The sequence below is a fragment of the Hymenobacter ginkgonis genome, from assembly GCF_009755225.1.
Taxonomy (GTDB): domain Bacteria; phylum Bacteroidota; class Bacteroidia; order Cytophagales; family Hymenobacteraceae; genus Hymenobacter; species Hymenobacter ginkgonis.
The window spans coordinates 261,714-288,314 of the sequence record NZ_WQKZ01000005.1 but is presented as its reverse complement, the minus strand read 5'-3'; the positions used below and the strand labels follow the sequence as shown (position 1 = coordinate 288,314).

At 58.6% G+C, this 26,601-nt stretch carries 29 protein-coding genes; 8 read left to right on the top strand and 21 right to left on the bottom strand.

What is annotated here, in order from left to right:
* Nucleotides 1–804: 804 nt before the first annotated feature.
* From GO988_RS19945 to GO988_RS19920, 6 genes are all read right to left on the bottom strand, one after another.
* Entirely contained in the window at nucleotides 805–1,956 is a 1,152-nt protein-coding gene (locus GO988_RS19945; protein ID WP_198172923.1) for a serine hydrolase, read from the bottom strand.
* Between the two features lie 242 nt (nucleotides 1,957–2,198).
* Entirely contained in the window at nucleotides 2,199–3,443 is a 1,245-nt protein-coding gene (locus tag GO988_RS19940) for a hypothetical protein (protein ID WP_157568870.1), read from the bottom strand.
* A gap of 143 nt (nucleotides 3,444–3,586) precedes the next feature.
* The gene (locus tag GO988_RS19935; protein WP_317164938.1) at nucleotides 3,587–4,933 is read right to left on the bottom strand and encodes an APC family permease; all 1,347 of its coding nucleotides are present in this window, start codon (nucleotides 4,931–4,933) and stop codon (nucleotides 3,587–3,589) included.
* Nucleotides 4,934–5,042: 109 nt separating this feature from the next.
* Complete coding sequence (locus GO988_RS19930) at nucleotides 5,043–5,573, bottom strand: DUF2480 family protein (protein ID WP_157568868.1); 531 nt, start codon at nucleotides 5,571–5,573, stop codon at nucleotides 5,043–5,045.
* 87 nt (nucleotides 5,574–5,660) lie between these two features.
* Nucleotides 5,661–6,362 (bottom strand): tRNA (adenosine(37)-N6)-threonylcarbamoyltransferase complex dimerization subunit type 1 TsaB, encoded by a 702-nt coding sequence (gene tsaB, locus GO988_RS19925; protein ID WP_157568866.1) that lies wholly within the window; start codon nucleotides 6,360–6,362, stop codon nucleotides 5,661–5,663.
* Between the two features lie 142 nt (nucleotides 6,363–6,504).
* A complete protein-coding gene (locus GO988_RS19920; RefSeq protein WP_157568864.1) occupies nucleotides 6,505–6,771 on the bottom strand; it encodes a hypothetical protein in 267 nt (88 codons plus the stop codon).
* A gap of 407 nt (nucleotides 6,772–7,178) precedes the next feature.
* Here GO988_RS19920 and GO988_RS19915 point away from each other — a divergent pair, with 407 nt between their 5' ends.
* Both GO988_RS19915 and GO988_RS19910 read left to right on the top strand, forming a co-directional pair.
* On the top strand, nucleotides 7,179–7,388 hold the full coding sequence (locus tag GO988_RS19915; protein WP_157568862.1) for a hypothetical protein: 210 nt from the start codon (nucleotides 7,179–7,181) through the stop codon (nucleotides 7,386–7,388).
* 106 nt (nucleotides 7,389–7,494) lie between these two features.
* Nucleotides 7,495–7,782: a hypothetical protein gene (locus tag GO988_RS19910; RefSeq protein WP_157568860.1), complete on the top strand. Its 288-nt coding sequence runs from the start codon at nucleotides 7,495–7,497 to the stop codon at nucleotides 7,780–7,782.
* A gap of 114 nt (nucleotides 7,783–7,896) precedes the next feature.
* Here GO988_RS19910 and GO988_RS19905 read toward each other — a convergent pair whose 3' ends face one another.
* From GO988_RS19905 to GO988_RS19880, 6 genes are all read right to left on the bottom strand, one after another.
* Entirely contained in the window at nucleotides 7,897–8,541 is a 645-nt protein-coding gene (locus tag GO988_RS19905) for an NAD(P)H-binding protein (protein WP_157568858.1), read from the bottom strand.
* A 79-nt stretch (nucleotides 8,542–8,620) separates the two neighbouring features.
* The gene (gene proC / locus GO988_RS19900; protein WP_157568856.1) at nucleotides 8,621–9,421 is read right to left on the bottom strand and encodes a pyrroline-5-carboxylate reductase; all 801 of its coding nucleotides are present in this window, start codon (nucleotides 9,419–9,421) and stop codon (nucleotides 8,621–8,623) included.
* A 59-nt stretch (nucleotides 9,422–9,480) separates the two neighbouring features.
* On the bottom strand, nucleotides 9,481–10,617 hold the full coding sequence (locus GO988_RS19895) for an acyltransferase family protein (protein ID WP_157568854.1): 1,137 nt from the start codon (nucleotides 10,615–10,617) through the stop codon (nucleotides 9,481–9,483).
* Nucleotides 10,618–10,703: 86 nt separating this feature from the next.
* Nucleotides 10,704–12,458 carry a glycoside hydrolase family 10 protein gene (locus GO988_RS19890; RefSeq protein WP_232341607.1) on the bottom strand — a complete coding sequence of 585 codons (1,755 nt, stop codon included), beginning with the start codon at nucleotides 12,456–12,458 and terminating at the stop codon, nucleotides 10,704–10,706.
* A 156-nt stretch (nucleotides 12,459–12,614) separates the two neighbouring features.
* The gene (locus GO988_RS19885; RefSeq protein WP_157568852.1) at nucleotides 12,615–12,914 is read right to left on the bottom strand and encodes a hypothetical protein; all 300 of its coding nucleotides are present in this window, start codon (nucleotides 12,912–12,914) and stop codon (nucleotides 12,615–12,617) included.
* A 104-nt stretch (nucleotides 12,915–13,018) separates the two neighbouring features.
* Nucleotides 13,019–13,315: a hypothetical protein gene (locus tag GO988_RS19880; protein ID WP_157568850.1), complete on the bottom strand. Its 297-nt coding sequence runs from the start codon at nucleotides 13,313–13,315 to the stop codon at nucleotides 13,019–13,021.
* Between the two features lie 133 nt (nucleotides 13,316–13,448).
* Between GO988_RS19880 and GO988_RS19875 the strand changes: the two genes are divergently transcribed.
* The 3 genes from GO988_RS19875 (at nucleotide 13,449) to GO988_RS19865 (ending at nucleotide 16,253) form a co-directional block, all read left to right on the top strand.
* Nucleotides 13,449–14,267 (top strand): hypothetical protein, encoded by an 819-nt coding sequence (locus GO988_RS19875; RefSeq protein WP_157568848.1) that lies wholly within the window; start codon nucleotides 13,449–13,451, stop codon nucleotides 14,265–14,267.
* 60 nt (nucleotides 14,268–14,327) lie between these two features.
* Nucleotides 14,328–15,176: a rhomboid family intramembrane serine protease gene (locus GO988_RS19870; protein WP_157568846.1), complete on the top strand. Its 849-nt coding sequence runs from the start codon at nucleotides 14,328–14,330 to the stop codon at nucleotides 15,174–15,176.
* Between the two features lie 69 nt (nucleotides 15,177–15,245).
* Nucleotides 15,246–16,253 carry an alcohol dehydrogenase catalytic domain-containing protein gene (locus tag GO988_RS19865; protein ID WP_157568844.1) on the top strand — a complete coding sequence of 336 codons (1,008 nt, stop codon included), beginning with the start codon at nucleotides 15,246–15,248 and terminating at the stop codon, nucleotides 16,251–16,253.
* Between the two features lie 143 nt (nucleotides 16,254–16,396).
* Here the strand turns inward: GO988_RS19865 and GO988_RS19860 are convergent, their stop codons facing one another.
* The 6 genes from GO988_RS19860 to GO988_RS19835 all read right to left on the bottom strand — a co-directional run bounded on the left by GO988_RS19860 (nucleotide 16,397) and on the right by GO988_RS19835 (nucleotide 20,745).
* Nucleotides 16,397–17,083 (bottom strand): OmpH family outer membrane protein, encoded by a 687-nt coding sequence (locus tag GO988_RS19860; RefSeq protein ID WP_157568842.1) that lies wholly within the window; start codon nucleotides 17,081–17,083, stop codon nucleotides 16,397–16,399.
* Between the two features lie 118 nt (nucleotides 17,084–17,201).
* A complete protein-coding gene (locus GO988_RS19855) occupies nucleotides 17,202–18,086 on the bottom strand; it encodes a succinylglutamate desuccinylase/aspartoacylase family protein (protein ID WP_317164937.1) in 885 nt (294 codons plus the stop codon).
* A gap of 159 nt (nucleotides 18,087–18,245) precedes the next feature.
* Nucleotides 18,246–19,196, bottom strand: a complete 951-nt coding sequence (gene rimK / locus GO988_RS19850) for a 30S ribosomal protein S6--L-glutamate ligase (RefSeq protein ID WP_157568838.1) — start codon at nucleotides 19,194–19,196, stop codon at nucleotides 18,246–18,248.
* A 126-nt stretch (nucleotides 19,197–19,322) separates the two neighbouring features.
* Nucleotides 19,323–19,832: an ATP-dependent zinc protease family protein gene (locus tag GO988_RS19845; RefSeq protein ID WP_157568836.1), complete on the bottom strand. Its 510-nt coding sequence runs from the start codon at nucleotides 19,830–19,832 to the stop codon at nucleotides 19,323–19,325.
* Nucleotides 19,833–19,892: 60 nt separating this feature from the next.
* Nucleotides 19,893–20,189, bottom strand: coding sequence for a 2TM domain-containing protein (locus GO988_RS19840; RefSeq protein ID WP_157568834.1), 297 nt, complete (start codon nucleotides 20,187–20,189; stop codon nucleotides 19,893–19,895).
* A 292-nt stretch (nucleotides 20,190–20,481) separates the two neighbouring features.
* A complete protein-coding gene (locus GO988_RS19835) occupies nucleotides 20,482–20,745 on the bottom strand; it encodes a hypothetical protein (protein ID WP_157568832.1) in 264 nt (87 codons plus the stop codon).
* 353 nt (nucleotides 20,746–21,098) lie between these two features.
* Between GO988_RS19835 and GO988_RS19830 the strand changes: the two genes are divergently transcribed.
* The gene (locus tag GO988_RS19830) at nucleotides 21,099–21,647 is read left to right on the top strand and encodes an O-acetyl-ADP-ribose deacetylase (protein WP_157568830.1); all 549 of its coding nucleotides are present in this window, start codon (nucleotides 21,099–21,101) and stop codon (nucleotides 21,645–21,647) included.
* Between the two features lie 4 nt (nucleotides 21,648–21,651).
* On the opposite strand, the gene GO988_RS19825 is transcribed toward GO988_RS19830, so the two are convergent.
* Complete coding sequence (locus GO988_RS19825) at nucleotides 21,652–22,314, bottom strand: hypothetical protein (RefSeq protein WP_157568828.1); 663 nt, start codon at nucleotides 22,312–22,314, stop codon at nucleotides 21,652–21,654.
* 33 nt (nucleotides 22,315–22,347) lie between these two features.
* Nucleotides 22,348–23,238 carry a 4-hydroxy-3-methylbut-2-enyl diphosphate reductase gene (locus GO988_RS19820; protein WP_157568907.1) on the bottom strand — a complete coding sequence of 297 codons (891 nt, stop codon included), beginning with the start codon at nucleotides 23,236–23,238 and terminating at the stop codon, nucleotides 22,348–22,350.
* Between the two features lie 189 nt (nucleotides 23,239–23,427).
* Between GO988_RS19820 and GO988_RS19815 the strand changes: the two genes are divergently transcribed.
* Nucleotides 23,428–24,894 carry an MBOAT family O-acyltransferase gene (locus GO988_RS19815; protein WP_157568827.1) on the top strand — a complete coding sequence of 489 codons (1,467 nt, stop codon included), beginning with the start codon at nucleotides 23,428–23,430 and terminating at the stop codon, nucleotides 24,892–24,894.
* Between the two features lie 7 nt (nucleotides 24,895–24,901).
* A complete protein-coding gene (locus tag GO988_RS19810; RefSeq protein WP_157568825.1) occupies nucleotides 24,902–25,879 on the top strand; it encodes a hypothetical protein in 978 nt (325 codons plus the stop codon).
* Here GO988_RS19810 and cmk read toward each other — a convergent pair whose 3' ends face one another.
* The gene (cmk, locus tag GO988_RS19805; RefSeq protein WP_157568823.1) at nucleotides 25,880–26,590 is read right to left on the bottom strand and encodes a (d)CMP kinase; all 711 of its coding nucleotides are present in this window, start codon (nucleotides 26,588–26,590) and stop codon (nucleotides 25,880–25,882) included.
* Nucleotides 26,591–26,601: the final 11 nt, after the last annotated feature.

Here is a 26,601-nt window from a genome sequence, read left to right as displayed (position 1 = left end):
AATCCGACTCGTATTAACGAGTTCAATTTTAATGTTACGTTTCTGCTTACTTACGTAAGCATACTTACCATTTGTCTTTTCCAGTCATTCAAAGAACGTTTATTGCTTCCAATTGAAGCAACATGGCGGGCTGCGTAGGCGGCCCAGTTTAGCTATTTGCAACATCCCGTTTTAATTGGGAGTGCAAAGGTACTAAAAACTTTTTACTTTACAAATTCTAAGCGAAAAAAAATTTATTATTTTTGCTTTGTTTTGTTTGCGATGACTTTCTCTCGAAGCGCGGTGCAAAGGTAAGAAGTTTTTTTGAATTTCAAAATAAAAAGGAGACTTTTTAAAGCTTTCTCATTCCGTTTTGCTATTCATGCTGGCTTCGATTAAACTAGCGTTTGGCGTGTAACTGCTTGTGAATTACGCTACTGAAATCAATGTTTCACGTACTTCATTTTGTTTGGGAGTGCAAAGGTAGCGTTTTTTTCTGACCTTCCAAATTCAAGGCGAAAAAAATTTGGTTTTTCAACCTTCTCTTCGACGCTTTCAATAAGCCGTTACTGGAACGGGGTGCAAAGGTACGTTGAGGAATTTGGAATTTGCAAAAAAGTTTGAAGTTTATTACTCCGATGCTCTTTTCTATGCCCTCGTCCGTTCGATTTGGGAGTGCAAAAGTACTAGGGGCAATGGGTTTTTGAAGCGTCAGTCGGCAATTTTTCTTGGTTAGGGGCTTGGGGCAGGGAGCTTAGGGATAGATTTAGAGTTCGCTTTCAAGTAGTTAAGGATCGGTAGTAGAGTGAAAAATAGTTAGAGTGGTTAGTCGGGTTGGAAGAAAAGGGTGAGGTCAGGTCGGTATCGGCGGGGGCGCTGGGCTTCGTATTGGTAGAAAAGCTGGCCTAATTGGGCGAGGAAGGGCTCGCCGATGGTGTCGTATTCGTAGTTGGCGTCGTTGATAATGCCGTCTTGATTGACGTAGAGGACGGCGCTGAGCAGAAATTCGGATTGGTGGAGGGAGTCGGCGAAGTAGGCGACGTCGGCTAGGTAGCCGTGCGACATACCTACTATATTGAAGATGCGGAGGCCGGGCTGGGGTTGGGCTTCGGGGAGGCGGCCATAATAAAGGTACTTCTTATAGGCATCAAAGTACTTGGTGAGGGTATAAGCACTGAAATGGCTACTGTGGGGCGTGAGGTGGAGGTATTGGCGGAGAAAAGAATAGTCGGCGGGGGTAAGTTGTGGACGGCTATTAGTGGGAATAGATTCAGGGAAAAGCGCCGTTTGCAGTAAGTTAGTAATATCGGGCAAGGGCAGGTTATTGGCAGTAGTGAACTCGTAGGGGCGATGGATAATGCGGTCACCTACTTTATAAGCCCGCCCGGCGAAAACTGGGCCTAAAGGCGGCGTGGGCGTACGGGCGTTGGTTTGGGCGGACTGCTTATAGATGGTATCTCCGGTGAGTGTATGAAAGGCGACGGGGTTGGTGTGGCGGTTGGCAGCGGTGTCGCAAGGAGCAAAGCGGCGCACGATGCGGCTACCTGGGTAGCCTAGCTGCTGCAAACGCTGATTGAGGGACTGCTGGCCAATGAATTCATAGAGGCGATTGTAGGCGAGGTTGTCGCTGACGAGGAGCATCCGCTTGATATAGTTGCCCACGGTGGCCTGACGGTCAGAATCGGCGGGGGCAGCGAAGGGAATTGGCGTTTGGCAGCGCCAAGCGACGCCGGTAGACATTATCGTGCTCTTCGTAATGATGGGGGGTAGGGCATGTATTTTTTCTAGGGCTAGCAGCGCAGTAGGCAATTTAACGAGACTGGCAGGATTGAAATACTGCTGAGGATTGACGTGATAAGTATGGCGCGTGAAGTGCGGCACATTTTGGGCGTCGCGGTTTATCTGGGTGTAAATAATTTGCAGTTGGTAGGTAGCAGAGCGATTCAGGACGCGCGCGAGCGCGGGGTTGGTGCGCAAAAGGCTATCGAGAAGCGCCGAATCGGGATATGCGGAGTTCTGGGAACGCGCAGCCAAGGCTGCTAAAAGCAGTAGCAGAGATAAAACGGTCTTTAGCATAAAGGGGCGGCTTTGATACAGTATATAATAAGGAAGGCTGTGATACTTCTATCACAGCCTTTTTCCCTCCTTCCCTACCCTCTTCTTTTAGAGCGAGGTGGCCACAGAGGCCTCTTAATTGTAACCGATACTATTTGCGCCAGCTATTTACTGATGAGCGTGCGGCGACGGGCCAGCAGCAAGTTGCTATCAGTCTGACGCCAGTTGTAACCGGTGCCAAATGGCAGCGGGCGTACATGATGCAAGCTATCGTGGTAGGCCGTGGTTAGTTCGGGCTGGTACTGCTTGGCAAACAGGTTGATGGGCCGCTTGTAGGTGCCGTAGTAAGTAAATTGCCAATTAGTTTTTGGAAAATACTTCATGGCAATGCCGCTATCGTCTTGCAGCAGGTAGTTGCTACGCTCCAAAACCAAGTTGCGCACTTTAGAGAAGTAACTCTTATGCATGAGATAGGTAGCCGACTTTACGTAGGTAGTGAGGGGGCCGAGGCTGCGCACGTAGCTTAGAGGAGCGGATTTAGTACCGAGTTTCCAGTCGCTGAGGTCAGCTGAGAAGTAATAGATAGTTTTCTCGGTGCCGTCGGCGGCTTGCAGCTTTAGTTCGGCGCCGGGGATGGTTTTAGAGCCGGGAGCCTGGGTAGTATCGCTTACTTCGTGAAGTTGGCCCTGCGCATCGAGTTGCACGGAGCGCACCGATTGCAGGTGATTGCCGGTGCGAGCAGCAAAGAGCATGATGACCGGCACGGCGCCGTCGAGGTGAACTGACTTGAGCTCCACGGCCATGTCGTTGGTGCGGAAAAAGCTAAAGTTCAGCACCGACCAAAGCGAGGCCTTCACAGCTGGCAGCAGGGTCGGGTCGGCCAGGGTAGCGGGGGCAGGCACGCTACCCACTGGCTCTAGCCCAAACATCACGTAAGTGCTGGCGGTAGGAAACATCGTGAAGACGTTGAGAAAATCGGGCCCGCTGAAAGGATAGAAAACCGTGGCGCTAGCCTGGCGCACTGAATCGAGCTCGGTGGTGGCCCAGCGATTCATGGGGTCGGTGTGGGTGAGGCGGTATTTAGCCCAGCTTTTATCCTGGTCCTTCGCAAACGCTTGCCACACGGGCTGAGCAGCTAAAGTAGCCAAGGGGGTGCCGGCTTGGGGGGGTAAGCCGGCGAGGTAGGCCGCTACATTTTGAACGCTGGCGGTATCGGGGCGAACGGCTGGCGCTGTACGAGCAACGCGGGGAGTCACACTGTCGGGGCGCGATGCTGGGGTAGTAGCAGCTACCTTATTGGCCGTGTCGGCCATGGTTTCGGTAGTAGTGGCAGTTTGCTGCTCGGTATCGGAACTGGAGCAGGCGGCCAGTAGCGCTAAAGCAGGCAGTAGGAATAGGGAGGAACGCATGGGGGAAAATGACAAACGGCTCAGAGATACTAGCCCGAAGCTTTTTTGTATAGTAGCTTCCGACCGCCGTTTTAAGCAGAGATAAAGGAATTCATTGCCGCTAGGAGCGACGAAGGCCAAAGATAGATTGGCTCTTCGCCAGCTTACTCTGGTTTGGGGGTAGGGATACTTTTTTGGGCTATGAAGTAAACGAGCAACCCACTCAGTACAGTAGCTAGGCCATAAAGCGACTCGGTAGGCTTGTCTTTGATGATGAAAATGAGCGTCCAGGCGCTAAGCGCTAGGAAGAGCAGCGGCGTGAGGGGGTAACCCCAGGCGCGGTAGGGCCGCGGCAAATTTGGCTGCCGCCAGCGGAGCACAAAAACGCCCAGCACCGTGAGAAACGTGAAGAGGTTCAGCACAAAACCAGCATAGACCAGTACAGCTTTAAAATCGGGCTTCAAGATAAATACTAGGGTAATAGCCACTTGCAGCAGCAAAGCCCGCACCGGGATACCCGCCGTGCTACGGCCAGCCAGCCAGCGCAGGGCCGGCAAGTCCTCCCCCATCGTTTGCACGATGCGGGGGCCCGCGAAAATCATGGCGCTGATGGTGGATACAAGTAGTACCGCAATAACAGCGCCGGTGAGGCGACCTAAAGCCGGGCCAAACAGCGAGTTAGCGGCAATAAAGCCTACTTCCACTTGGCCTTTTAGCCCAGCTAGGGGGGTAGAGCGCAAAAAAACGTAATTCAGCCCTACATATAATAGGAGTACGATGGTGGTGCCGGTGAGCAAAATGCGCGATAGGTTGCGCTGCGGTTGCTCAATTTCGCCGGTGAGGTAGGCGGCCGCGTTCCAACCCGAGTAAGCGTAGCTCACGTACACCAGCGATACCGCAAATGCTGGACTCAGTAGTGCTTGCCACCCGGCCGCATCGGGCGCAAACCGCAACGGTTGCCCCTCCCCTACTACCAGACCCGCCCCGATGAACCCTACCAGCACGAGTACTTTGAGGGCCGTGATAACTACTTGCAGTCGGCTACCGGCACGGGCGCTTCGGCCGTGCACCAGCGCCAAAACCAGCACCACACTTACCGACAACGCCGTAGCCCCCGTGAAAGAAGTACCGGCGAGCAGCGGGGTGGCTAGGGCCGGCCATACGCTTTGGGCATACTGGCCCAGCGCCAGGGCAGCCAAAGCTGTGGGGGCGGCAAAACCCACCGTAGCCGATACCCAACCAGATAAGAAGCCCAACGCTGGGTGATAAATCTGGCTTAGGTAGTGGTACTCGCCACCCGAGCGGGGCATGGCGGCAGCTAGTTCGCCGTAGCTCACGGCGCCACACAAGGCAATGAGGCCGCCTACTGCCCATAGCATCAGCAGCGCAAACCCGCTCTGGATGCCTAGCACCTGAAAGCCGAGACTGGTGAAAACACCCGTGCCGACCATGTTGGCAATGACGATGGAGGCGCCAGTGCGAAAATTTATTTTGTAAGGTTGAGCTTGCACACCAACAAAGGTCGGGCGGGCGGGCCGCACCCGTACACTGCTCCGCAAAAAAGCCCTACCCCCTCGCTTGTGCAGCAGGGGGTAGGGCTTCGCAATACTTGCTCAAAAACTACGCTTCGGCAGGCACTACCGCTTTAGGCTTTTTATAAAGCGGCACCGTGCTGCACGGCTCGCCATACATAATGCTAGCCGCCACAGGCAGCAACCGCTGCATAATAGCCACGTAGGCAAACGTAGGGACGGGCTTCTCGCCGCAGCCTTTGATTACCAGCTTAGCATCTTGGTAGTCAGCGGGCTTGATAGTAGTGATGGCTTCTTCGAACAGGGATTGTTCTAGGGCGTCGAGGTTGCCAAATACGTAGCGGTGGGCATGGCCCTGTAGCTTGCTAGCGAGTAGCATATAGGCCCAGGTGGGCACAATGGCATCGGCTGAGCAGATAATCGCCACGTTCTGCCCATCGTACTGCGTCCAGTCGTGGGTCTTCACGAACTCGCGGAAGTCCTTTTCGCGCAGCATGAGGCCGTGAAAAAGGTTATCCTTGATATCGTAGACTACCCGGTTGCCGGGGTGGATATATTCCTCTAGGTTGAGGGTAACCAGGCCGGAGGCGGCCACGCGGTTGACAAAGAGAGGTTCCATATCGAGAGGTAATTGCTGAGCAGTCAAAAGTTATTAGTGTGCGCCCCAGTATTTCAGTTCTAGGCATTTCCTACTAACACTCTATTGTTAACCGTTATTTTTAGGGGTAGTGGTATAAACTTCTTTCAAATAAAAGGGCTCGTAATAAGCCACATCCTGAAACTCTCGGCGCTGATAAGCACCAAGTGCCAACTCGCCGGTGCTAACGGCCGAAGGCTGCACATCGGCCAGGAAAACGGCTTGCGCAGTGGTCGCCACCAAAGGCTGAAATTTAGCCGCGCCCGACCCAAAGAATAACAATGAGTGGTGGGCTAAATGTTCGGCCAGGCTATCGGCGTCGAGCACGAGGTTGGTGGGCACTAGCAGCGGCTGGCCATCAGCCTGGTAAAGAGCGGTGTACACTTCTTGGCGGCGGGCGTCGAGCATCGGGCAATAGAGCCAGTCTTGGGCGCGGGGCGTACGCGCCGCTACTTGGTGCGCCAGCGCGGGAAGCGTGCCCACCGCCAGCAGCGGAATATCGAGGGCGAAGCACAAGCCCTTGGCCGCCGCGGCCCCAATGCGCAGCCCCGTGTAGGAGCCCGGCCCATCGCTGACGGCCACGGCCGCTAAGTCGGCCAGTGCGTAGCCAGCATTAGCGATGAGTTGGTCAATTAAAACCGTGAGGTGAGTAGAGTGCGACTTTTCGAGGCGCAATTCAGCTTGGCCAAGCAAGCGGCCAGCCACCACCTCATGCAGCGCAACCGAGCAAATAGGCGAAGAAGTATCGAGGGAAAGCAGCAGATTAGGCATAAGAAGCAGCAAGTTCCGGCCAAATGCCTGGTGTTTACAAGTTCTCCCAACGGCTACGCCTTGAATAGGGGGGTAGCAAAAAGCCAATCAGCCCCAAAGGGCAAGATTGGCTTTTAGTATTTATCACCTCAAAAGTGGCTTACTAAGCGGCCAACTGTTGGTCGTTAGCCCCAGCTGGGTACATAGGAATAACCGGCGTTTCATGGGTTGTGAGCGGCTGAGCGGGAACAGACTCATCGGCGTGGCGACGCAAGGCACGCATAAGCAAGTACTTGTACTTTTCGGCGTCGGCTAGTGCTTGCGCAACAGCTTTTACTGCATCGTCGTAGGCTACTACGGGCTGCAACTCGCGGCGAGGGCGACGGGCTTCAAATACACGGTCGGCGAGGTATTCAGCAGGATTTTTCATGGGAGGTAATCTAGCAGAAATTTGTCTGCTTATAGAACACTACCCCCACCTTACAGATTCCACGTAATCAATATTAATACCCTTGATTATCAGCTGGTAAATAACTATTTTTAACTAGTCGCTAAGGCGTAATTTTTGGCAAGGTTTTGGTAACAGTATCCTCAGCAACCGGTACTATACTGGGCGGGCACTTCCTCAAAAAGTAGCCCTCCGGAAATTAAACCCATCGGTTTGTTCGTTGTCTAATACACGTTGTTTCTCACAACCTAATGGAGTGCTTCGGCACTTATCTGCCATGCGTCGCAATTTGTTTTTTTCCTTCTTTTTGATACTAGGCCTCGGCTTTGCCATGAGCAGCTGTGCCCCTGGAGTGTATGCCGGTGCTAGCGTAGGTAGCCCTTACCCCTATGGATATGGCTACGGTGGTGGCTACGGCTACGGGTATGGCCCCCGCTACTATGCTCCTCGGCCGATTATTGTGCAGCCCCGGCCTTACTACCGCGGTGGCTACCACGGTGATGGTGGCTACCGGGGCGGCAATGGCGGCTACCGCGGTGGCGGCGGTGGTGGGTACCACGGTGGCGGTGGTCGCCGCGGGGGGCGCTAGTCGCCCCTAGCAAGCCACCAACCAATTTTTTGCGTATGTTTTTCTGCACCTAGGCTTCGGGCCAGCTGCTTTTTTCTAATCCCTCTTTAAACAGCGTGCTTCGGCACGAATAAGCCATGCGTTTTCGCCCCTTATTTTTCGTGTTGCTGCTGGCCTTGGCCAGCGCGGGCACGGCCTCGGCGCAGGTCGTGATTAGTGCTCGAATTGGCCAGCCTTATTATGGCCGTGGTTACTACCCCCCGGTGGCACCCGTAGTGATAGCACCGCCACCACCTGTGTATTATGCTCCAGCACCGGTCTACTATGCTCCGCGCCCGGTTTATTATGCGCCCCGCCCTGTTTACTATGCTCCGCGTGCTTACTATGGCCGGGGCTACGGCAGAGGCTACGGCCGCCGCTGGTAAGTAAGAAGTATTTATAGCTTTCCAAATTATAGTTTTTATAAAACGGCCCAGCAACACAAGTTGCTGGGCCGCTTTTTTGGGCATACTCTCCCTACCCCCTTTGGCTGCGGGAAGCTACAATTCCTCGGAGCTGTGAACCTTTATTCCGCCGCCATCGTCTTCGGCGGCGCGCAGCATAGCTTGGGCCACGGTGGTAGCCTCTACGGGCCGGTATTTGCGCCAGCCGCCGCGCAGCAAGGGGCTGGCTAGTGATAATAGTACGGCCCCGATTCGCTCGCCAAGGCGCGGTTTATCGCGCTGACCAAGCAGCAGCGAGGGCCGAAAAATATGAATGGCCCGAAAGGGCGTTTGGCGCACGGCGGCTTCCATTTCGCCCTTCACGCGGTTGTAGTAAAAGCGCGATTCTACATCGGCACCTAAGGCTGATACTACCAAAAACTGCGCGGCAAAATTGGCCGCCGTAATGGCCGCTAACTTCACTACATACAGAAAATCAACTTCGTAAAAGGCTTCCTTCGAGCCGGCTTGCTGCTGCGTAGTGCCCAGGCAGCAGTACACATCGTCGGCGATTAGGCGCAGGCGCATAGCTTCAAGCTGGCCCAAATCGGTGACAACCTGGGTGAGCTTGGGATGCTCCAGCGCCAACGGGCGGCGGCCAACTACAATAACCTTGGCGTAGCGGTCGGAAGCAAGTAGCAATTGCAGTAAAGCTTTGCCTACCAAACCCGTAGCGCCGGCGAGTAGCGCTGTTTTTTTCATAGATTCAACTAAAATCCGACGGAAAACCGCGTACCGCCGCTATTGCTTACGCAAGGACGGGGGTAGCGTTGAAGCTGTTTTACTTACCCAGGTCTTCGGCGCGGGTGCGCGCGGCCTCAGCCCCGGCGATGAGCCCTTCCCGCACCGCCCCGTTGCCGAAGGCTTGCATGGCGGCCTCAGTGGTGCCGCCCTTGGAGGCGACGCGGGCAATCCAGTCTTGGCAACTGAGGCCGGCTTGGCTATACAGCTCCACCGCGCCGCGGAAGGTTTGGCTGACGAGCAACTCGGCTTCGGCGGGCGTGAAGCCCATACCCCCGGCAGCGGCCATGAGAGCTTCCATGCAGTAGTAAACGTAGGCCGGGCCGCTACCCGAAATAGCCGTGCTAGCGTCGATAGCACTTTCTTGCTCCACATACACCGTTTTGCCGGTGGTCGAGAGCAGGTTCTGCACCTGCACCAGCTCGGCGCGGGTGACGTCGTCGGTGCTTGTGAAAGCCGTCATGCCCATCCCTATTTGGGCGGGTAGGTTGGGCATGGCCCGAATAATTTTAGGCGTGCCCAGCGCTTCGCGCAGGGTGGCAATCCGCACGCCCGCCATGATGCTGAGCACTACCTGATGCGGCTGTACCAGCCCACGCAACCGCTCAAACAGCGCGCCCGAGTCTTGCGGTTTCACGGCTAGGATGAGAATATCGGCGCCCGGCACACACTCTTGCGGAGTACCCCACACGGTGCCTACTTCATGGGCGGCCAGCGCGGGCACGCGCTCGGGCGAGCGAGCCAGCAGGCGCAAGTCGAGGCGCGAGGTGATGTGGGCGCGCACGAAGCTCCGGGCGTAAGTCAGGCCCATGTTGCCGCCACCAATAATGAGTATTTTCATAAGAAACCAGCTCTAAGAGCGCCGTTTGAAATTAGCCGCTGCCCGCAAAGATGGGCCGGCTATACTTTTACATGGATGCCACGCACGTGCATGGCGCGCAAGATGCCCCACCAGATAGCCACCAATACCAGCCCACCTACCAACGAGGCCGTGCGCGGGTCGGCGAAGTACGGCGCGATACCCCATTCGTACAGCCATTCTTTGAGGCCTACCACATGCCCGCCCGGCCCCGGCAAATGGAAGAGCGAAAACGTGCGCGACAACACCGCCGATAAGAAGAATACCGTGATGGCATTGACGCCGTACACCACAGCCGGCGCGGCCCAGCGGCGGTAGCTGCGTACTTCGCACAGCCAGTAGAGGCCAGCTAGCAGCAGCAAGGCCAGCCCACCCGCAAATAGCACGTAGGAGCTGGTCCACAAGGCTTTATTTATCGGAAACCAGTTATTCCAGAGCTGGCCCAAACCCACAGCTACTGCGCCCGCCGCTGCCAGGCCGCCAAGGCGAGTGCTGGGGCAAGTGCCAGGGCGCCGCAACCATTGGGCTGCCAGTACTCCTAGCAGCCCAGTGCCCATGGCCGGCAAGGTGCCGAGTAGGCCTTCGGGGTCCCAGGTGCGCGATGTTTTCCAGAGATGAGCTTCGGTGAAGATGAGGCGGTCGAGCCAGGCGCCGAGGTTGGTAGTCGGTTCTAGGCTGGCGGGTCCTACCCCCGGCACCGGCACCAACTGCATAAGCGCGGCGTAGCCTAGCAGTATCATTACCAATAAGATAACCTGCATGCGCCAGCTGGTTTGCAAATAGATAATGCTGCACCCCAAAAACACCAGCGCAATGCGTTGCAACACGCCCATGATGCGCACCGTCGAAAAATCGAAGTGCGGATACAACGACGTAAACACGCCCAGCGCAAATAAGATGGCCGCCCGCCGGGCCACTTGCGCTAGTACCGGGCCTGGTGCCCTACCCCCCGCTTTGGCGCTGGCCAAGGCGTACACCAAACTCACGCCCACGATGAACAAGAAGAAGGGAAAGATGAGGTCGGTGGGCGTCCAGCCGTTCCAGGTGGCGTGTTCGAGCGGCGGGTAGATGTGGCCCCAATCGCCGGGGTTGTTGACCAAAATCATGGCCATCACGGTGAGCCCCCGGAATACATCGAGGCTAAACAGGCGGGTAGGCAGCGGGATAAGGACAGGCATAGGCCGCGGCAATATACCGCCCGAGCGGGCTGCTGGTGCTTGGCGTTGGGGCAGTTAGCCAAGCGCGGCACGCGGCGCCCTACCCCCTATTTCAGCCCAAAGAGCCGGGCAAAGAAGCCCCGGCGGCGAGGCTTTTCTTTGGGCTTGGTTTTCACGGCGTCGGCGGCGGGGTGGGGCTGCGGGCGGGGGGTAGCAGCTACCGGCGGGCGCGGAGCGGGGCGAGCAGCCACGGGCGGCTTAGTAGCCACGGCGGGCGGTGCGGCGGCTAGCACTTCCACGGGCAGCTTGCCTTCGGTGAAGACGCGCACCGGAATGCTCTCGTTGTGCAAGCGGTCAACGGCCGTGAGGTAGTAGGCGTAGGCCAGGCCGGCCTGGGCCGTGGTATCGGCAAAAGTGCCGGGTTGGCCCAGGTTGGTGGGCCGCACCACAGCCAAGATGCGCCGCGGGTCGTTGGGCCCCATCACCTGGCCGCGCTCGAAGCGATAGAGGACGTAGTAGGCGGCGAGGTCGCCATCGGCGGCGGGCACGAGGTCGGGCGTCCAGGTAAGGGTCGTGACGCGGGCGGTGCGGTTGAGCACCAGCTCGCGCACGGGGCGCGGCGCTAAGCTATCGAGCCAGGGCATGACGGGCACCAGCGCCGGGGCGCGGTACAGGTCGAGCCGCAGCGAATCGGTGGTGTGCAGCGGGTTGGTAGCTACCGACTTAGCCGAGAAAAATATACTGCCGTGCACATCGCCGGGATAATCGCGGTTGAGGCGAATCTGACGGGGCAACTCGCGGCCGGTGCGCCAGGTGGTATCCGAGCGGGTGCTTTCGAGCATGCGGTAGGTGCCGTGCCCGATGTAGAGATGACGGTCGAAATGGTTGCGCGTCCACCACTCTAGCAGCGTAGCGTAGGGCACCAGCCGAAACTTAGTGCTCCAGTAAAGCTGCGGCGCGATGTAGTCAATCCAGCCTTCCTTCAGCCACAGGCGCGAGTCGGCGTAGAGGTTGGAATAGCTGGGCTGGCCGGCGCGGGTGTCGGAGCCCAGCGGGTCGGCGCTCTTATTCATCCACACGCCGAAGGGCGAAATGCCGAATTTCACCCACCGCTTCGCCGACCGAATACTGTCGTTGAGGTCGCGGATGAGCACGTTCACATTTTGACGGCGCCAGTCGGCCAAACCTAACTTGTCGGGGTTTTGGTTTTGATAAGCCAGCTCGTCGTGAAATACCTGCCCAACCTCGGGATAGGGATAAAAATAATCATCAAAGTGCACGCCGTCAATATCATAGCGGCGTACCACATCCATAATTACGCGCGTGATATGGGCACGCACATCGGGCAGGCCGGGGTTGTAGAGGTACTGGTTGGAATACTTGATAAACCAGTCGGGGTGGCGCTTGAGCGGGTGCAGCGGCGCCAGCGTGCGCGTCACCGAATCCATGGTGGCGCGGTAGGGGTTGAACCAAGCGTGGAACTCCATGCCGTGGCGGTGCGCTTCGGCAATGAGAAAGGGCAACGGGTCGTCACCCTCGGCCGGGGCTTTGCCCTGGCGCCCGGTGAGGTACTTGCTCCAGGGCTCTAAATCAGACTTATAGAAGGCATCTGATACGGGCCGAATTTGCACAAATACGGCGTTGAGCCCAGCGCGCTGGCCCGCATCGAGCAGACGGCGGTACTCGCGGCGGTAGTGCTCAGGCGCTTCGCCGCGCTGGTTGGGCCAGTCGATATTGGCCACCGTGGCTATCCAAAAAGCGCGCAGTTCGCGCTTAGGCGGGGCGGGGCCGTCAGCCTCTTCGAGGCTCGGCGCCAGCGCCGATAGGGACGGCGCCTGGGCCCAAGCAGCAGGCAGCAGCAACCAACTTAACAGAAAAAGAACGCAGCGGGGGTAGGAAAACCAATTACTCAACACAAGTGCAAAGTACGGACGGCCGAGCCGCTTGCGGAGTATAATGAACAGAAAAAGCCCGCTTTGCGGAGCAAAACGGGCTTTCGTAATTTGAATTAACTAAAACTACACCGCGTCTTGCGTGGCGTTGGTCGGGTTGGTATCGGCGCGGTCGGGCTGGCTATCGGTAGCCGATTGCTCGCCGCCTTCGAGGCCATTGGTTTGGTCCGAGTCGCCATAATCGCCGCGAATGCCGGCGCCGTCGCTGCTGGCCAAATCTGCCTGGGTAACCGTTTCGGGGTTGCCGCTGGCGTTTTGGTCGCGGTCAGCGTCGGAGTTTGTGATGGGGCCGGCCGTGCTAGGTGTTTTGCTTTCTTCGATTTCCGACGGGCGGCTCGAGTCGGGGTCGATGTTGGGAGTTACCATGGGGGTAGGGAATTTTATAGATTAAGAAAAAAGCCGGTCAGCGCAGCTTGTTTGATGTACCGCAAATTCTGTCAAATTCGCGGTACATCACGTTAGCGAAAGATTTACAGCGTAACCTGGCCGATGCTGGTGCCGCTGGAGCCCGTGCCGCCGCTCACGCCGCCGCCCTTGATGGCCCCCTCATTTTGGTCAGCCGACTCGATGGTACCGTCTTCTTTGTTAGCGGGTACAGCATCAAGGTTAGTGGGGCCGGCGTTGCCGCCACTGCCCGAGTTATCGTCGGCATTGCCGCCGTAGAGGGCGTCAGAGTTGGTAGGCGCCTCTTGGCGGCCGGTGGGCTGGTAGTCGTCTGACTGGATGGGCTGGGTGGCCTGGTCTTTTTCGGGGCGGGTAGTAGACATGGGAAAGACGGAAAAATGAGCGATTCTGTAAGCTGTACGCAGGCTAGCGCGGCTGGTTAGGCAGGCCTATGTAAAGTTTCTTGCCCAACTTGGCGAGGCAAATTGCTGGCCCGCCGCCCCCTACCCCCTCTTCATGTCTGCCCCCACCGATACCTTCCGCAGCAAAACCGACGCGGAATTGCTTTTTTTCGTCGAAAACCCCAGTTTCTACCAGCCCGAACTCGTCGATGCAGCCCGGCGCGAACTCCGCCGCCGGGGCGCCCTACCCCAGCCTGCTGCCGCAACGCCCCTCGAAACAGTGTATGCTGATTTTGACCAGGAAAGCCCAACCCGACGCCCACCCTGGCTGCTAATCGCCTCGATAGCGCTGGTGTTAGCCGTGGCCGCGGCCGGGTTTTTCAGCCTGAAAAATGACGCTGCGCCGCCCGCCCGCGCCGTAGCCGGGCCGGGCCACCTCTCGGCCGACTCGCTAAAGCTGGAAAGTGTGGAGGCCCGCCCCCTGCCCAACTTCGACGCGGAGAAAAATGTGGATAAAGAACTGGCGCTCATTCCTGCCACCGAAAAAACCAAAGCCCAGTCCGTGCGCCAGTTTCAGGGGCTGAGCCGTCGTTTTTGGCGCGCCCAAAACCCTAGCTTGTACCTCATTCAGCAGGCGGGCGGCGTCACGTCCTACCCCATCTTTCTGGGCCAGCTCGACTTGGTGCAAACGCAGTGGAACGACTTGTATAAAGGCCTAGTGTACAGCTACGACCTGCCGCCTACTATGGCCGACCACCTGGCCCGTATGCGCGTCATTGCCCGCATCAACCGCAAGGCTCTTAAAGAGTTGCAGGCCAAGGCTGCCACGCAAAGGCCGCTGGAGTTGGCTGGTAGCACCCAGCTCGCGCTCGACAGTGCGCAGCACTTACTACTGCCCTTGCAGCAACGCATGGGCATCTTGAAGGGGCATTAGCCCACCGCCCAAACGCCAGGCCGAAACCCAGACCCGCGCTTTCGTGGTTAGGTAGCTGCAATGGACCTTTCGACCCCCGAGGCGGCCGCTGCGCACTTTGCCTTGCGCCCCGACGCCGAACTGCTCTACCTAGCTCGCCACGCCAGCCGCTACCCCGCCGCTGTGGGCGCGGCCGCCGTGGCCGAGTTGCAACGCCGCGGCTTGGTGCCCGATGCGCCCGCCCCTACCCCCTCGGCCCCGCCGCAGGAAGCTGAGGAGGAAGCAGTTGAAACCTGGCCCCAGCTCATCGGCCAACTGCTGCGGGGTGCCTTCTGGCCCAGCCGCCAGTACTGGGCCGTGCCGCTGCTGCTCGACCTTAACCTGCTGGTGTGGCTGGCCATGACGCTCAGCGGCGTGTCGCCTACCCAGCCCACTGGGCACCAGCTGGCCGCCTGGGGCTCCAACGTATCGGGCCTAACGCTGGTGCAACCTTGGCGCTTGGTTACCAGCCTGTTTGTGCACGGCGGCATCACGCACTTGCTGCTCAATGGCGCCAGCCTCTGGCTGCTGGGCCTGATGCTGGAAGCCCGCACGGGCGGCTGGCGGCTGCTAGCCGTGTACTTGGCCAGTGGCGTAGCGGCCTGCCTGGCCACGCTGTGGTACCATACGGGCGGCATTAATTCAACCGGGGCGAGCGGGGCTATTTTTGGGCTATATGGCTTTTTGCTAGCGCTTTTAATCAGTAAAAAGCTGGTGCTAGACAAAACCGACCGGCGCGCCATGCTGGGCTTGGTTTTATACTTGGTTTTGAGCAACTTAATTGCCGGGCTCAGCGGCAACATCGACAATATTGCTCACGTCGGCGGCTTGCTTATGGGCGGGCTAGTGGCAGGGCCAGTAGCGGCTTTTTCGCTGCGCAAGCAGCAGTAGGCAGCGTATCTTTTTGCGGGCCTGCTTGTTAAGGAAAAGTATTCCTCACCCCCTTTTTCTTGTTTGTCCATGCTCGCTCTTCAGCAAGATGCTCCGCACCAGCCCGCCGTGCTGCGCGAAATCCCTACCCCCCAGCCCGCGGCTGGGCAAGTGTTGGTTAAGCTGCACGCCACGGCCCTCAACCACCGCGATGTTTGGATTCAGAAGGGCCAGTACGCGGGCCTAAAATTTCCGAGCACCCTCGGGGCCGATGGCAGCGGCGAAATAGCGGCCTTGGGCGAGGGCGTGTCGCAAGTGGCTATCGGCGATGCAGTTATTATTTATCCCGGCGTGGAGTGGGGTGATAATCAAAAGACGCAGGGCCGCGACTTTCGGGTACTCGGCATGCCCGACCCCGGCACCTTTGCCGAGTACATTGTGGTGCCGGCCAGCTACGTGCGGCCCCGCCCTACCCACCTCGACTGGGCGCAGGCGGCGGCCCTGCCGCTGGCCGGCCTCACGGCCTACCGGGCGGCTTTTGCGCGGGCACAGCTGCAACCTGGCGAGCGCGTGCTCGTGACGGGGGTAGGCGGCGGCGTGGCCCTGGTGGCCGCGCAGTTTTGCGCCGCCGCGGGGGCCGACGTGTGGGTAACCTCGGGCGAGGAGGAGAAGCTGGCGCGCGCACTGGCCCTACCCCTGGGGCTACGCGGCGGCATCAGCTACCGCACCGAAAACTGGGCGCGCACCCTTGCTAAGCAGGCCGGTGGCAATTTTGATGTCATCATCGACAGCGCGGCCGGCGCAGCTTTCGGGGCGTTGCTCGACGTGGCTGCGCCGGGCGGGCGCATTGTGTTCTACGGCGGCACGCTGGGTAATATTCCGCAGTTGCCGCCCGCCAAAGTATTCTGGAAGCAGCTGAGCCTGCTGGGTTCCAGCATGGGTAGCGAGCAGGATTTTGATGCTATGCTGACCTTCGTAAATGAACACCAACTGGTGCCGGTGGTTGACCGCACATTCGCGCTGGCCGAAGGTGAAGCCGCCCTGCGCTACCTCGAAGCCGGCGAGCAACTGGGCAAAGTGGTGCTGGCAGTGGGGTAGCAGGGGGCAGCTTGCCGCTTACCGAGACAGCAACTAGCCATAATAACAGAACGTCCTGCGGAGCTTGTCGAGGCAGCTCCGCAGGACGTTCTGTTTTAAGTATTCTAGGTAACTGGCGCTATTTGCGAGCGCCGCCCTACCCCCTACTTCTTCCGGTACTCCGAGTTTAGGTAAGCTAGGACGGGAGCGGTAATGTCGAGGCCTTTCTCGCCGTAGGCGATGGTACCGCTGGGCGCGGCAATGAGTATCATCTTGTAGCCGTGGCTTTTACCGTAAGCTTCTACTTTCTTATTCACGCTGCCGAGCACGTCCTGGGTCAGCTTGCTTTCCGCCTCCTGGGCCTGGGCTTGAATCTTTTGCTGCTCTACGGCACCTTGCTGCTGCTGCTGCTGAAGCTTCTGCTCGGCGGCGGCGCGCTGCTCGGGGGTGAGCGAAGCAGCCGTTTTTTGGTACTGCTGCACGGCCGTCTGGAAGCTGCTGATGAGCGCCTGGTTCTGGCGCTCCCAGCCTTTGGCTTTGGCCTCAAATGAGCGGCGGGCGTCCTTCATACCTTGGTAGCCGTCAAGCATCTTGGCCGACTCGACGTAGACAATGGCCCCGGCATTGGGGGCGGGGGTAGGTGCCGCAGCTGGCGCAGCCGACTCGGTTGGGGCAGTAGTAGCCGCAGTGGCAGTGGTATCGGTAGTGGGCGCTTCGGCGGCGGGCGCTTCGGTAGCAACCGGGGCGGTAGCGGGCGCGGCGGCCGGCCGCTGGTTGAAGTGCAGGAAGTACAACACAGCCACTGCAACGAGCAGCACCGCATTAAAAGCTAGTTGAGCAGGATTTTTCATGTTAACAAAGGTAGAACAGTAAGTAGTGAACAGAGAACAGGGAGGAAGGAGCGCTAGTACTAAACAGTGAGTTATAAAAACACATGGCTCAGGGCTCCTTCTTCACTGCTCACCGCGCCTACTCTGGCAGGCCCAGGTGCAGCAGGGCATCGCCTTGGTTCACCACTGGCATGTGGTTCAGCCCAATAACGTAGCCGCTCAATGGCGACTCTAGGCGCACCGACTGCTCGCCATAGGGGTCTGATACGGAGCCGTATATCTGCCCTTCCTCTACAAAGTCGCCCAGCCCCACGTGCGCCCGAAACAGGCCCGCGTAGCGCGCCCGCAGCCAGCGGTGGCGGTGGCACACAATGTTGGGGCGGGCCGGCAAGGGTCCAGCCGGCCCCATACCCAGGAAATGAATGACGCGCAGCGTACCGGCAATGGCCTCCTCAATGCCACCCTCGTCGAGGCGCAGGCTTTCGCCGGTTTCGTACACGATAATAGGCTTACCCAGCGTGTAGGCCGTGCTGCGCAGCGAGCCCGGCCGCAGCCGCGCGTGCAGCGTGAAGGGCGCGGCAAAGGCTTGGGCGAGCGCATCGGTGGCGGCATCCTGGCCCAGCAGGCAGCGCAGCTGCGGGTGATTGGCGCGGGCGGCACCGCCGGTATGAAAGTCTATGCCCACATCCACGAGCGGCATAATCTCGCGCATGAAGCGGTGCGCTACCCGGCTGGCCACCGAGCCGCGCGGGTGCCCCGGAAACGAACGGTTCACGTCCTTGCCATCGGGCACTTCTCGGCTAAAATTCAGAAAGCCATAGATATTAAGAATCGGGATGGCGATAATAGTGCCCCGCTGCGGCTTCAACAAATCGCGCCGAATGAGCCGCCGAATGGTTTCGATGCCATTTACTTCGTCGCCGTGCATACCCGCCATCAGCAGCAGTACCGGGCCCGGCTCCTGCGCCCGAATCACGTGCACAGGCACGTCGATAACCGCGCCCGAGGGTAATTTTGAAATCACGAGCCGTGTGAGGACCCGCTCGCCAGGCTTTATATGCAGGCCATTTATAGCCAGAGAGTTATTACTTGCCATTATACGCACGCAGGGCATTACCAACCTAGTCAACCTGCATCCGGGCGGCCGTAACTCAACAATCTGGCCAAACGGCGATGCCCAGCGTTACCCCTCAGTCTCTTGGTCGGGGGTAGGCTTCTTAGGCGCCTTCGTTTTTACTTTGCCTTTGCCGCCGCGCTTGCGCTGCGCCAGCCCCGCGGTGTAGTCGATGATGCGGCTGGCAATGTCGAGGCCGGTGGCTTTTTCGATTCCTTCGAGGCCGGGCGACGAATTGACCTCGAGTACTAGCGGGCCGCGTTGGCTTTGCAGCATATCGACGCCGGCTATACCTAGCCCCAAGGCCTTGGCGGCTAACAGCGCGGCGGCTTTTTCGGCGCGACTAAGCTTCACGAGCGTGCCCGAGCCGCCGCGGTGTAGGTTCGAGCGAAACTCGCCCTCCTTGCCCTGGCGGCGCATGGCACCCACTACTTCGCCATCGACAATGAAGGCACGCACATCGGCACCTTTGGCCTCGCCAATAAACTCTTGTACCAAAATGCGGGCCTTAAGATTATGAAAAGCTTCGATAACCGACTGGGCCGCTTTGGCGCTCTCGGCCAGCACTACGCCCAGGCCCTGCGTACCTTCTAAGAGCTTGATAATGACCGGCGCACCGCCCACCTGCTCGATAAGGGCGGCTACGTCGGTGGTGTAATTGGTGAAGGCAGTTTTGGGCATACCCACCCCGGCTCGGCTCAGGATTTGGGTCGAGCGAAGCTTGTCGCGCGAGCGCACAATAGCTTGGCTATCGACGGCCGTGCGCACTTTCATCATCTCGAACTGCCGCACCACGGCCGTGCCGTAGAACGTTACCGAGGCACCGATGCGCGGAATAATGGCGTCGAACTTGCCCAGGGCCTGGCCTTGGTAGATGATGCCGGGCTGGCCTTTTTCCAGCACCAAATTGCATTGCAAATGGTCGATTACCTGGGCTTCGTGGCCGAGGGCGGTGGCCGCCGCCACCAGCCGCTGGGTAGAGTAAGACTTGGGTTCCCGCGAGAGGATAGCCAGCTTCATAACAAAACGGAGAAGGAGGAGCAGTTGCTAGGGAGGTAGTGCGAACCAGAAATAAACGGCCCTAAATAAACAAGGCCGCAAACGTTTTCTGGAATCATTCTACCCATTTCTACTGCCAAGCTACGGCTAAACCGGCTTGCCTTCTTCGGGCGTAGCGGGGTGCCGGCGGCCAGTGGCCCGGCACTCAGCCTTATAAGAGACATCGCGCCGCGCCACATCGACCACAAATCGGCCCTGGCGCAACAGCGCCCGCCCCAGCAGCACCGGGTAGCGTAAGTCGGAGCGGTCGGCCAGCGAAAACTCGGTTTCGAAGTTCTTTCCAAACAGCCGCACTACCGTGCGGATGACGTAGCGGGCCTGCACCTCGCCGTTGGAAGAGCGGATGTCGCGCTGGTCAAACTCGCGAAACGTGAGTTGGCGGCCGTCGGTGGCGGGGTGGGCGGGGTCGAGCAGGCGCACGTGTAGCACCGGTTGGCCCGTGAGGAGGTCAGTGGCCAGGTGCACATCTTGGCAATGAATGGCGCTGGTATAGGCGCCGGTGTCCACCTTGGCTTCGACGCCGCGCAGGGCCAGGGCGGGCAGGTCTATCAACTCGCGGCGGCCGAGGGTACGCTTGCGTTTTTTGGGAGAAGTCATGGCCCCGCAAAATACACCCGGCGGCGGCCGCGGCCATTCTTCAGCCCGGCCCCTACCCCCCTACTGCTGGCTGAGCAAGCGCTCGTACTCGCGCTGCGTACGCTGGCCCCGGTTGAGGTGGCTATAGGCAGCCAGCCCTTGCAAAACCAAGCCAATACCCCAGAAAACGGACGTCCAGATGGGCCAGGGCAACAGTGTGTGGTGGCTGCTATGTGGCTCGGGCAGCAGTGCCCACAGCAGCCACAAGCCACCATTGACGAACGCATACACCAGCAAGTGGCTTTGAAACTTAGTGCGAGCCTTAGCAATTTGCCACAGGCGCTGGTCGCGGGCGGAGTTGGGGCTGAGGGGCTGCATGGCGAAAAGGAGTAAGAGGTGATTGGAAGTGATGGTCAAAAGTATCTTTTTGCCCTACCCCTTCGCAATTTGCCCTCACCCAAGCTGCCTTATCAGTTGCCCAAGCAGCTTAATTGTGAATCCAAGCGTAGGCTACGTGCTACCACTACTGCCAAATAAGCGGGGTAGCACGCGAGGCCAGCTGCTGCTCAACGCTCGGGTATTTTTCTCACTCGATTTACAGGAAAAATCCTCAGTTGGTATTTTTTCTAAGCGCTTAAAGGTTTCAGGGAATAAATTGTATTAAACCGAGCTAGTCTACCTGTACAGACCGGACGTACACCTCGCCTTCGGGTAGCTGAATGCGCAGTAGGTACTCATCGGCTGGCAAGCCGGTTAGGTCGATAAAATCGCTGGCCACCATGCGCACGCGCAGGCCCTGGCGCGTGTGCAAGCTTAGCAGGGTGGTAGGCGTTACGCCGGGTTGGCATAGCCAATTACGGCCTCCGCTACGGTAAATAATGGGCGCAGGCAGCGCCGGAAAAGAAGAGGATGCGGCAGAATCAGGGGAAAACATAATAGTAGAGCAGGCTAGCATCAGATAATTTTTGCAGAACAGAAGGGGCGATAGCTGGCTTATGGGGCTAGCGCAGCCAAGTAGCTTGCTCAGCATATTGCTGAGAAGCTGCCTAACCCTCCTTGCGCCGAATAACCCGGGCAATCGTTAGTGTAAGGTGTTTAGCTAGTGTGTATAATAGCAGGCCAACAAAGCTACTTAGCAGGCATAGGCCAATGCCAAAACTTTTGCTCAACTTGGACTTTCACAAGTTGAATGCCCTGATTAGCTATTTGGCCATCACGCGGCACCAGGTATACAATAAGGAAAGCGCAGCGTACTGGTATTAGGTTCCACTGTTGTTCTTTGCTGCCATGGACGCGCCTACCCCTCCCATTCGCCTGCGCGTTGTGCAGGGCGACATTACCAAGCTTGCCACCACGGCCATCGTCAATGCCGCCAATTCCTCGCTGCTTGGCGGGGGCGGTGTCGATGGCGCCATTCACCGCGCCGCTGGCCCCCAGCTTTTGGAAGAATGCCGCAAAATAAGGGCCCGGCAGGGCGGCTGTGCCACGGGCGAGGCCGTTATCACTATTGGGGGGAAATTGCCAGCGGCCTACGTCATCCACACCGTGGGGCCAGTTTGGAATGGCGGCCACAAAGGCGAGCCTGAACTACTGGCTAATTGCTACCGCCACAGCCTACAGTTAGCCCTTGATAATAAGCTGGCTTCGGTGGCCTTTCCGGGCATTAACACCGGCATTTATGGCTACCCCAAGCCTGCTGCGGCAGCCCTGGCTGTGCGGGAGGTACGGCAGTGGCTGGCCACGCACGAGTGGCCCCAAGAAGTAGTATTAGTAGCCTTTGATGCCGAAACGAAGCGGCTATACGAGCAGGAGCTAGCTAACCAGGGGCCTGCCTAGCGGGCTATTGCCCGGCAGGCACAAGGCGCTGGTTGTGAGCAACTACAAGCGCGCTTAGTGTTTGGTACGTCCAAGTGCCGGCCGCAAGGCCAGTGCCCACGGCCGGGTCGCTGGCGAAGTACGCCGTCATTTGCTGCACAAAATTGCGTTCTAGCACTTCCGTCATCGTGCCCTGTTGCCGTAGGTACCAGTGCTGCTTGGGCAGGTAGGGCACGTAGCCGATGCTGCGCCGCAAGCCGCCCCCGCCGCCCATGTGAATGCGCTTGGTTTCGACGTAGCTAAATAGCTCGACCGGCCCACTTACGGTGCGCACGGCCAACACGTGCTGAGGCTTGCCCGCCAAGACAACGTGCTCGAAATAAGCATCGGTGGTTTGCACAGAAGCTACTCTGTCTACCAAGATGGATTGCGGCTCGGCATCAAGCCGCTGCATGTCGCTTTCTTGCCGAAAAAGGGGTAGCTCGTGGCTGAAGCCGTAGCGCGCCAGCGGCACATACACCGGGTACACTTTGCCCGTCACCGTCTTCATCTCCGCGTAGCCAAAACTGTAGTTGGCGCTGGCAAAGCCATCGGCCGCCTTGGCAGTAGGGGGTAGCGCTACTTGGGCCGCGGCCGTTTGCACGCCTAGCAGCTTCAGCAAGCCAACGGCAAGCAATGCGTTCCTCATTTAATTGGCTAGCAACTAAAGTAGTCGTTGTGTTTAGGCCGCTACTACTTCGATGCCCTCCACGCGCTCGGCCACTTGGCGCATCAGCCACAGCGGCGTGCTGGTGGCCCCACAGATGCCAACCGACGTGGCACCCACAAACCATTCTTCCTGCATCTCATGCTCATTCTCGATAAAATAGCTGCGCGTATTTACCGCGTTCACTACCGAAAATAAGGCTTTGCCGTTGGAGCTTTTGCGCCCGCTCACAAACAAAATCACGTCGTGCTCGCGGGCAAAAACAGCTAGCTGTGGCTCGCGATTGCTCACCTGCCGGCAAATGCTGTCGTTGGCATCAAAGCTTTCGAGCGAGCCACCGGCCGCCGCAATGCGCGCTTCCATAAGCGCCTTCATCTTGTAGAAGCCCGCCGTGCTTTTAGTAGTTTGGCTGAACAGCGTAACGGGCCGCGCAAAGTCAATCTGGTCTAGGTCAGCCTCATTCATCACAATGAGGGCCTGGTTGCGCGTTTGGCCCGTGAGGCCAATAACCTCGGCGTGGCCAGGCTGGCCGTAAATGACAATCTGGCCATTGACGCGGGTGGTGATGTCGAAGGCGTGCTTTACGCGGTTTTGCAGCTTGAGCACCACCGGGCAGCTGGCATCAATCAGCTCCAGGTTGTTTTGCAGGGCTAGCTGGTAGGTCTCGGGTGGCTCGCCGTGGGCCCGGATGAGGACCTTGCAGTCGTGCAGCGTACCAAGTTGCTCGCGGTCAATCACGCGCAGGCCCTGCTTGTGCAAGCGCTCTACCTCCATGCGGTTGTGCACGATGTCGCCGAGGCAGTACAACGTGTGGCCTTCGCCGTGGCGCAGCTCGTCTTCGGCCATCTGAATGGCGAATTCCACTCCGAAACAGTAACCCGAGTTTTTATCGATGGTAACCTGCATAGTAGCTAGCAAACCCGCCGATGAGCCCTTGGGTTTGGTACCCGTAAAGGTACGCAAGGGGGGGTAGGGTTTAGACTAGTTAGCAAAATGCGCGCCAGCTGATTTCTGCTAAACTTCGCGCGCTTCCCCTGCCCTACCCCGCCAAAGCGTGCCCAGCAGTATCGACCTTTGCGGGCCCATCCTCGGCTCATGCTGTTCAACTCGCTCCACTTTCTAGTTTTCTTTCCGGTAGTTCTGGGGCTGTATTTCGGCTTGCCGCAGCGCTGGCGCGCGCCACTGCTGCTCGTAGCGAGCTACTATTTCTACTTGAGCTGGAAGCCGCTATATGGGTTGCTACTGGCTGCTACTACCCTACTCGACTACTACAGCGGGGTGCGCATGAGCCGGCTGGCCACCGAGGCCCAACGCCGGCCCTGGCTTTACTTAAGCTTGGCCAGTAATTTAGGTACCTTATTCATTTTCAAATATTTTAATTTTTTTCGGGAAGCCGCCGTCGAGCTAGCTACGGCGCTCCACTTGCCTCTGGGGGTGCCCACGCTGGCGCTGGTGCTGCCGGTGGGCGTGTCGTTCTATACGTTTCAGTCGGTGGCCTACATCGTGGATGTATACAAGGGGCGCTTGGCAGCCGAGCAGCACTTGGGCCGGTTTGCGCTGTTCGTGGCATTTTGGCCGCAGCTAGTAGCTGGGCCCATCGAGCGCGGCGGGCAAATGCTGCCGCAACTGCGCGAGCGCCACCAATTTGACTACGGCCGCGCGGCCAGCGGCCTACGCCTCATGGCCTGGGGCATGTTTAAGAAAGTAGTCATTGCCGACCGCCTCGCGCTGCTCGCCAACCCGGTTTTCGACCACCCGCACCGCTTCGAGGGGCTACCGCTACTGCTGGCCATCCTAGCTTTTACAGGACAGATTTACGCCGACTTTTCGGGCTATACCGACTTGGCGCGGGGGGCGGCGCGGGTGTTGGGCTACCAGCTGGTGCTCAATTTTCGACAGCCTTACCTAGCCACTTCGGTGGGCGACTTTTGGCGGCGCTGGCACATGTCGTTGTCGGGCTGGTTTCGCGACTACGTATACATTCCGCTGGGGGGTAGCCGCCGCGGGGCGGCGCGCACGCAGCTCAACGTATTCCTCGTCTTTCTGCTGAGTGGCCTCTGGCACGGCGCTAGCTGGACGTTTATAGTGTGGGGTGCGCTGCATGGCACCTACCTCGTACTCGAAAGCCTTACCGCGCCCGGCCGCACTACTTTGGCCCAGCAACTAGGCTTAGCTACCCGGCCCCTGCTACTACGGGCACTTGGCATGGCCTGCACGCTGGCGCTAGTAGCCTACGCCTGGATTTTTTTCCGGGCCAATAGTCTTTCCGATGCTTTTTATATCGGTACGCATGTGTTTCAGGGCTGGGGACGGCTGCCTACGGCGCAGCTACCGGGGGCGCTGGCCGGGCTGGGCCGGCACTTTGTGGCTGAATTGCTAGTGGCGGGCGGCGCGGTGGCGCTCTTGGCCGCCAGCGACTACCGCGCCGAACGTGGCTCGGTGGCAGTGTGGCTGGCCAGCTGGCCAGCGGCGGGGCGCTGGGCCGGCTACCTCAGCTTGCTGCTGGCTACGCTGTACTTTGGCATTTTTGGCAGCAGCCAATTTATTTACTTTCAGTTTTAACCGAGCCATGCTCAAACTTCTGCTACGGCTGGGGCTATTGCTCGGGGCAGCGGGGCTGCTAGGTGGCCTTGGTATTGCGCTGGGTTTGCGTCGCGGCTACGTCGATGCGTTTTATGCACGCTTTACGGCCCCACCGGCGGGCTCGCTGGTACTAGGCACCTCGCGGGCAGCGCAGGGCATTGAGCCAAGCGTGCTGGCGGCGCGGCTAAGTGGACGCTACGCCGGGCCGTGGCTCAACTACGCCTTCACGCTGGCCGAGTCGCCCTACGGGCCGGGCTACCTCAGCAGCATTCGGCGCAAGCTGGCGCCGGGCACGCGCCACGGCTTATTTGTGCTGGCCGTTGACCCGTGGTCGCTGTCGCTGCCTAATAACGTGCAGCACGATAAGTCTGAGCATGATTATAAGGCACAGATAATTAATAAGTTATGTGGCCGCAATGTATTTCCCGAAGAAAAGTCGATGGTCAGCCAGCTAGCTAGCGTCAGCCAAAACCCGAACCTTGATTACCTGGCGCATTATCTACACAAGCCTTTCTACCAGTTGCTGCTCAACGCCGATACCGCCCACGTTATCGAGCGCCTACACCCCGATGGCTGGCTCGAAATAGCCCTACCCCCTCCTACCGCCGATACCGCCCTGCTGCGCCGCCGCACGGCCGAAAAATTGGTTACCTATCGCCAGTTGGCCGCCAGTAGCCAACTGGCCCAAGCCCGGCTGTTTTTTTTGCAGCAAACTATCAATTTTTTAAAGCAGCATGGCCAGGTAGTCCTGGTGCGACTGCCTACCGGTTCGGCAATGGCCTTACTAGAGCAGCAGTACCAACCTGGGTTTGACCGACTCATGCGCCAAACAGGCGTGCCCTACCTCAACTACTTACACCTTCCCTACCCCACCAACGACGGCAATCATATCACCCGCTTGGCGGCTCGGCAGCTAAGCGTACGCCTGGCTGCCGACATTGCCCGGCTGCCGGCGCAGCCCTAGCTAGGCTTGGTTAACTTTGTGGGCATAGGCCGCAAACAGCGCCGACGACACCTTATCGAGCACAAAATCAACTTGTTCGGTAATGGTGATATGCGTGGTGTCGAGCAGCACGGCGTCGGCGGCGCGGCGCAGGGGGCTTTCGGCGCGGGTCGAGTCGATGTGGTCGCGCTTGCGCAGATTTTCGATAATTTCCTCCAGTGATACGTGCTCGCCCTTGGCGGCTAGTTCTTCTTGGCGGCGCTGGGCGCGGATAACCACGTCGGCCGTCATAAAAATTTTCACCTCCGCATCGGGAAAAACGGTGGTGCCGATGTCGCGGCCATCCATCACTACCCCCCGCTTGCGGCCCAAGCGCTGCTGCTGGGCCACCATGGCGTGGCGCACCTGCGCTATCACCGACACTTCGCTCACGGAATTAGAAATCCGCATCTGGCGAATATCGTCTTCCCGAATCTTATCGTTCAGGCAAAGCTCGTTGCGGCCCGTGCGGCGGTTGCGCTTGAAACTAATGTGGATATCCTCGCGCAGGGCACGCTCTACGCGCTCCATATCATCGAAGGCGATGTTGTTTTCCAGCAGGAAAAGCGTGACGCCCCGGTACATGGCCCCGGTATCGAGGTAGGCGTAGTGGAGAGTGGCGGCAACTGCCTTAGCAGTAGTGCTTTTGCCACACGAGGAGTAGCCATCAATGGCGATGACGAGGTTTTTCATAAACGCGCGGA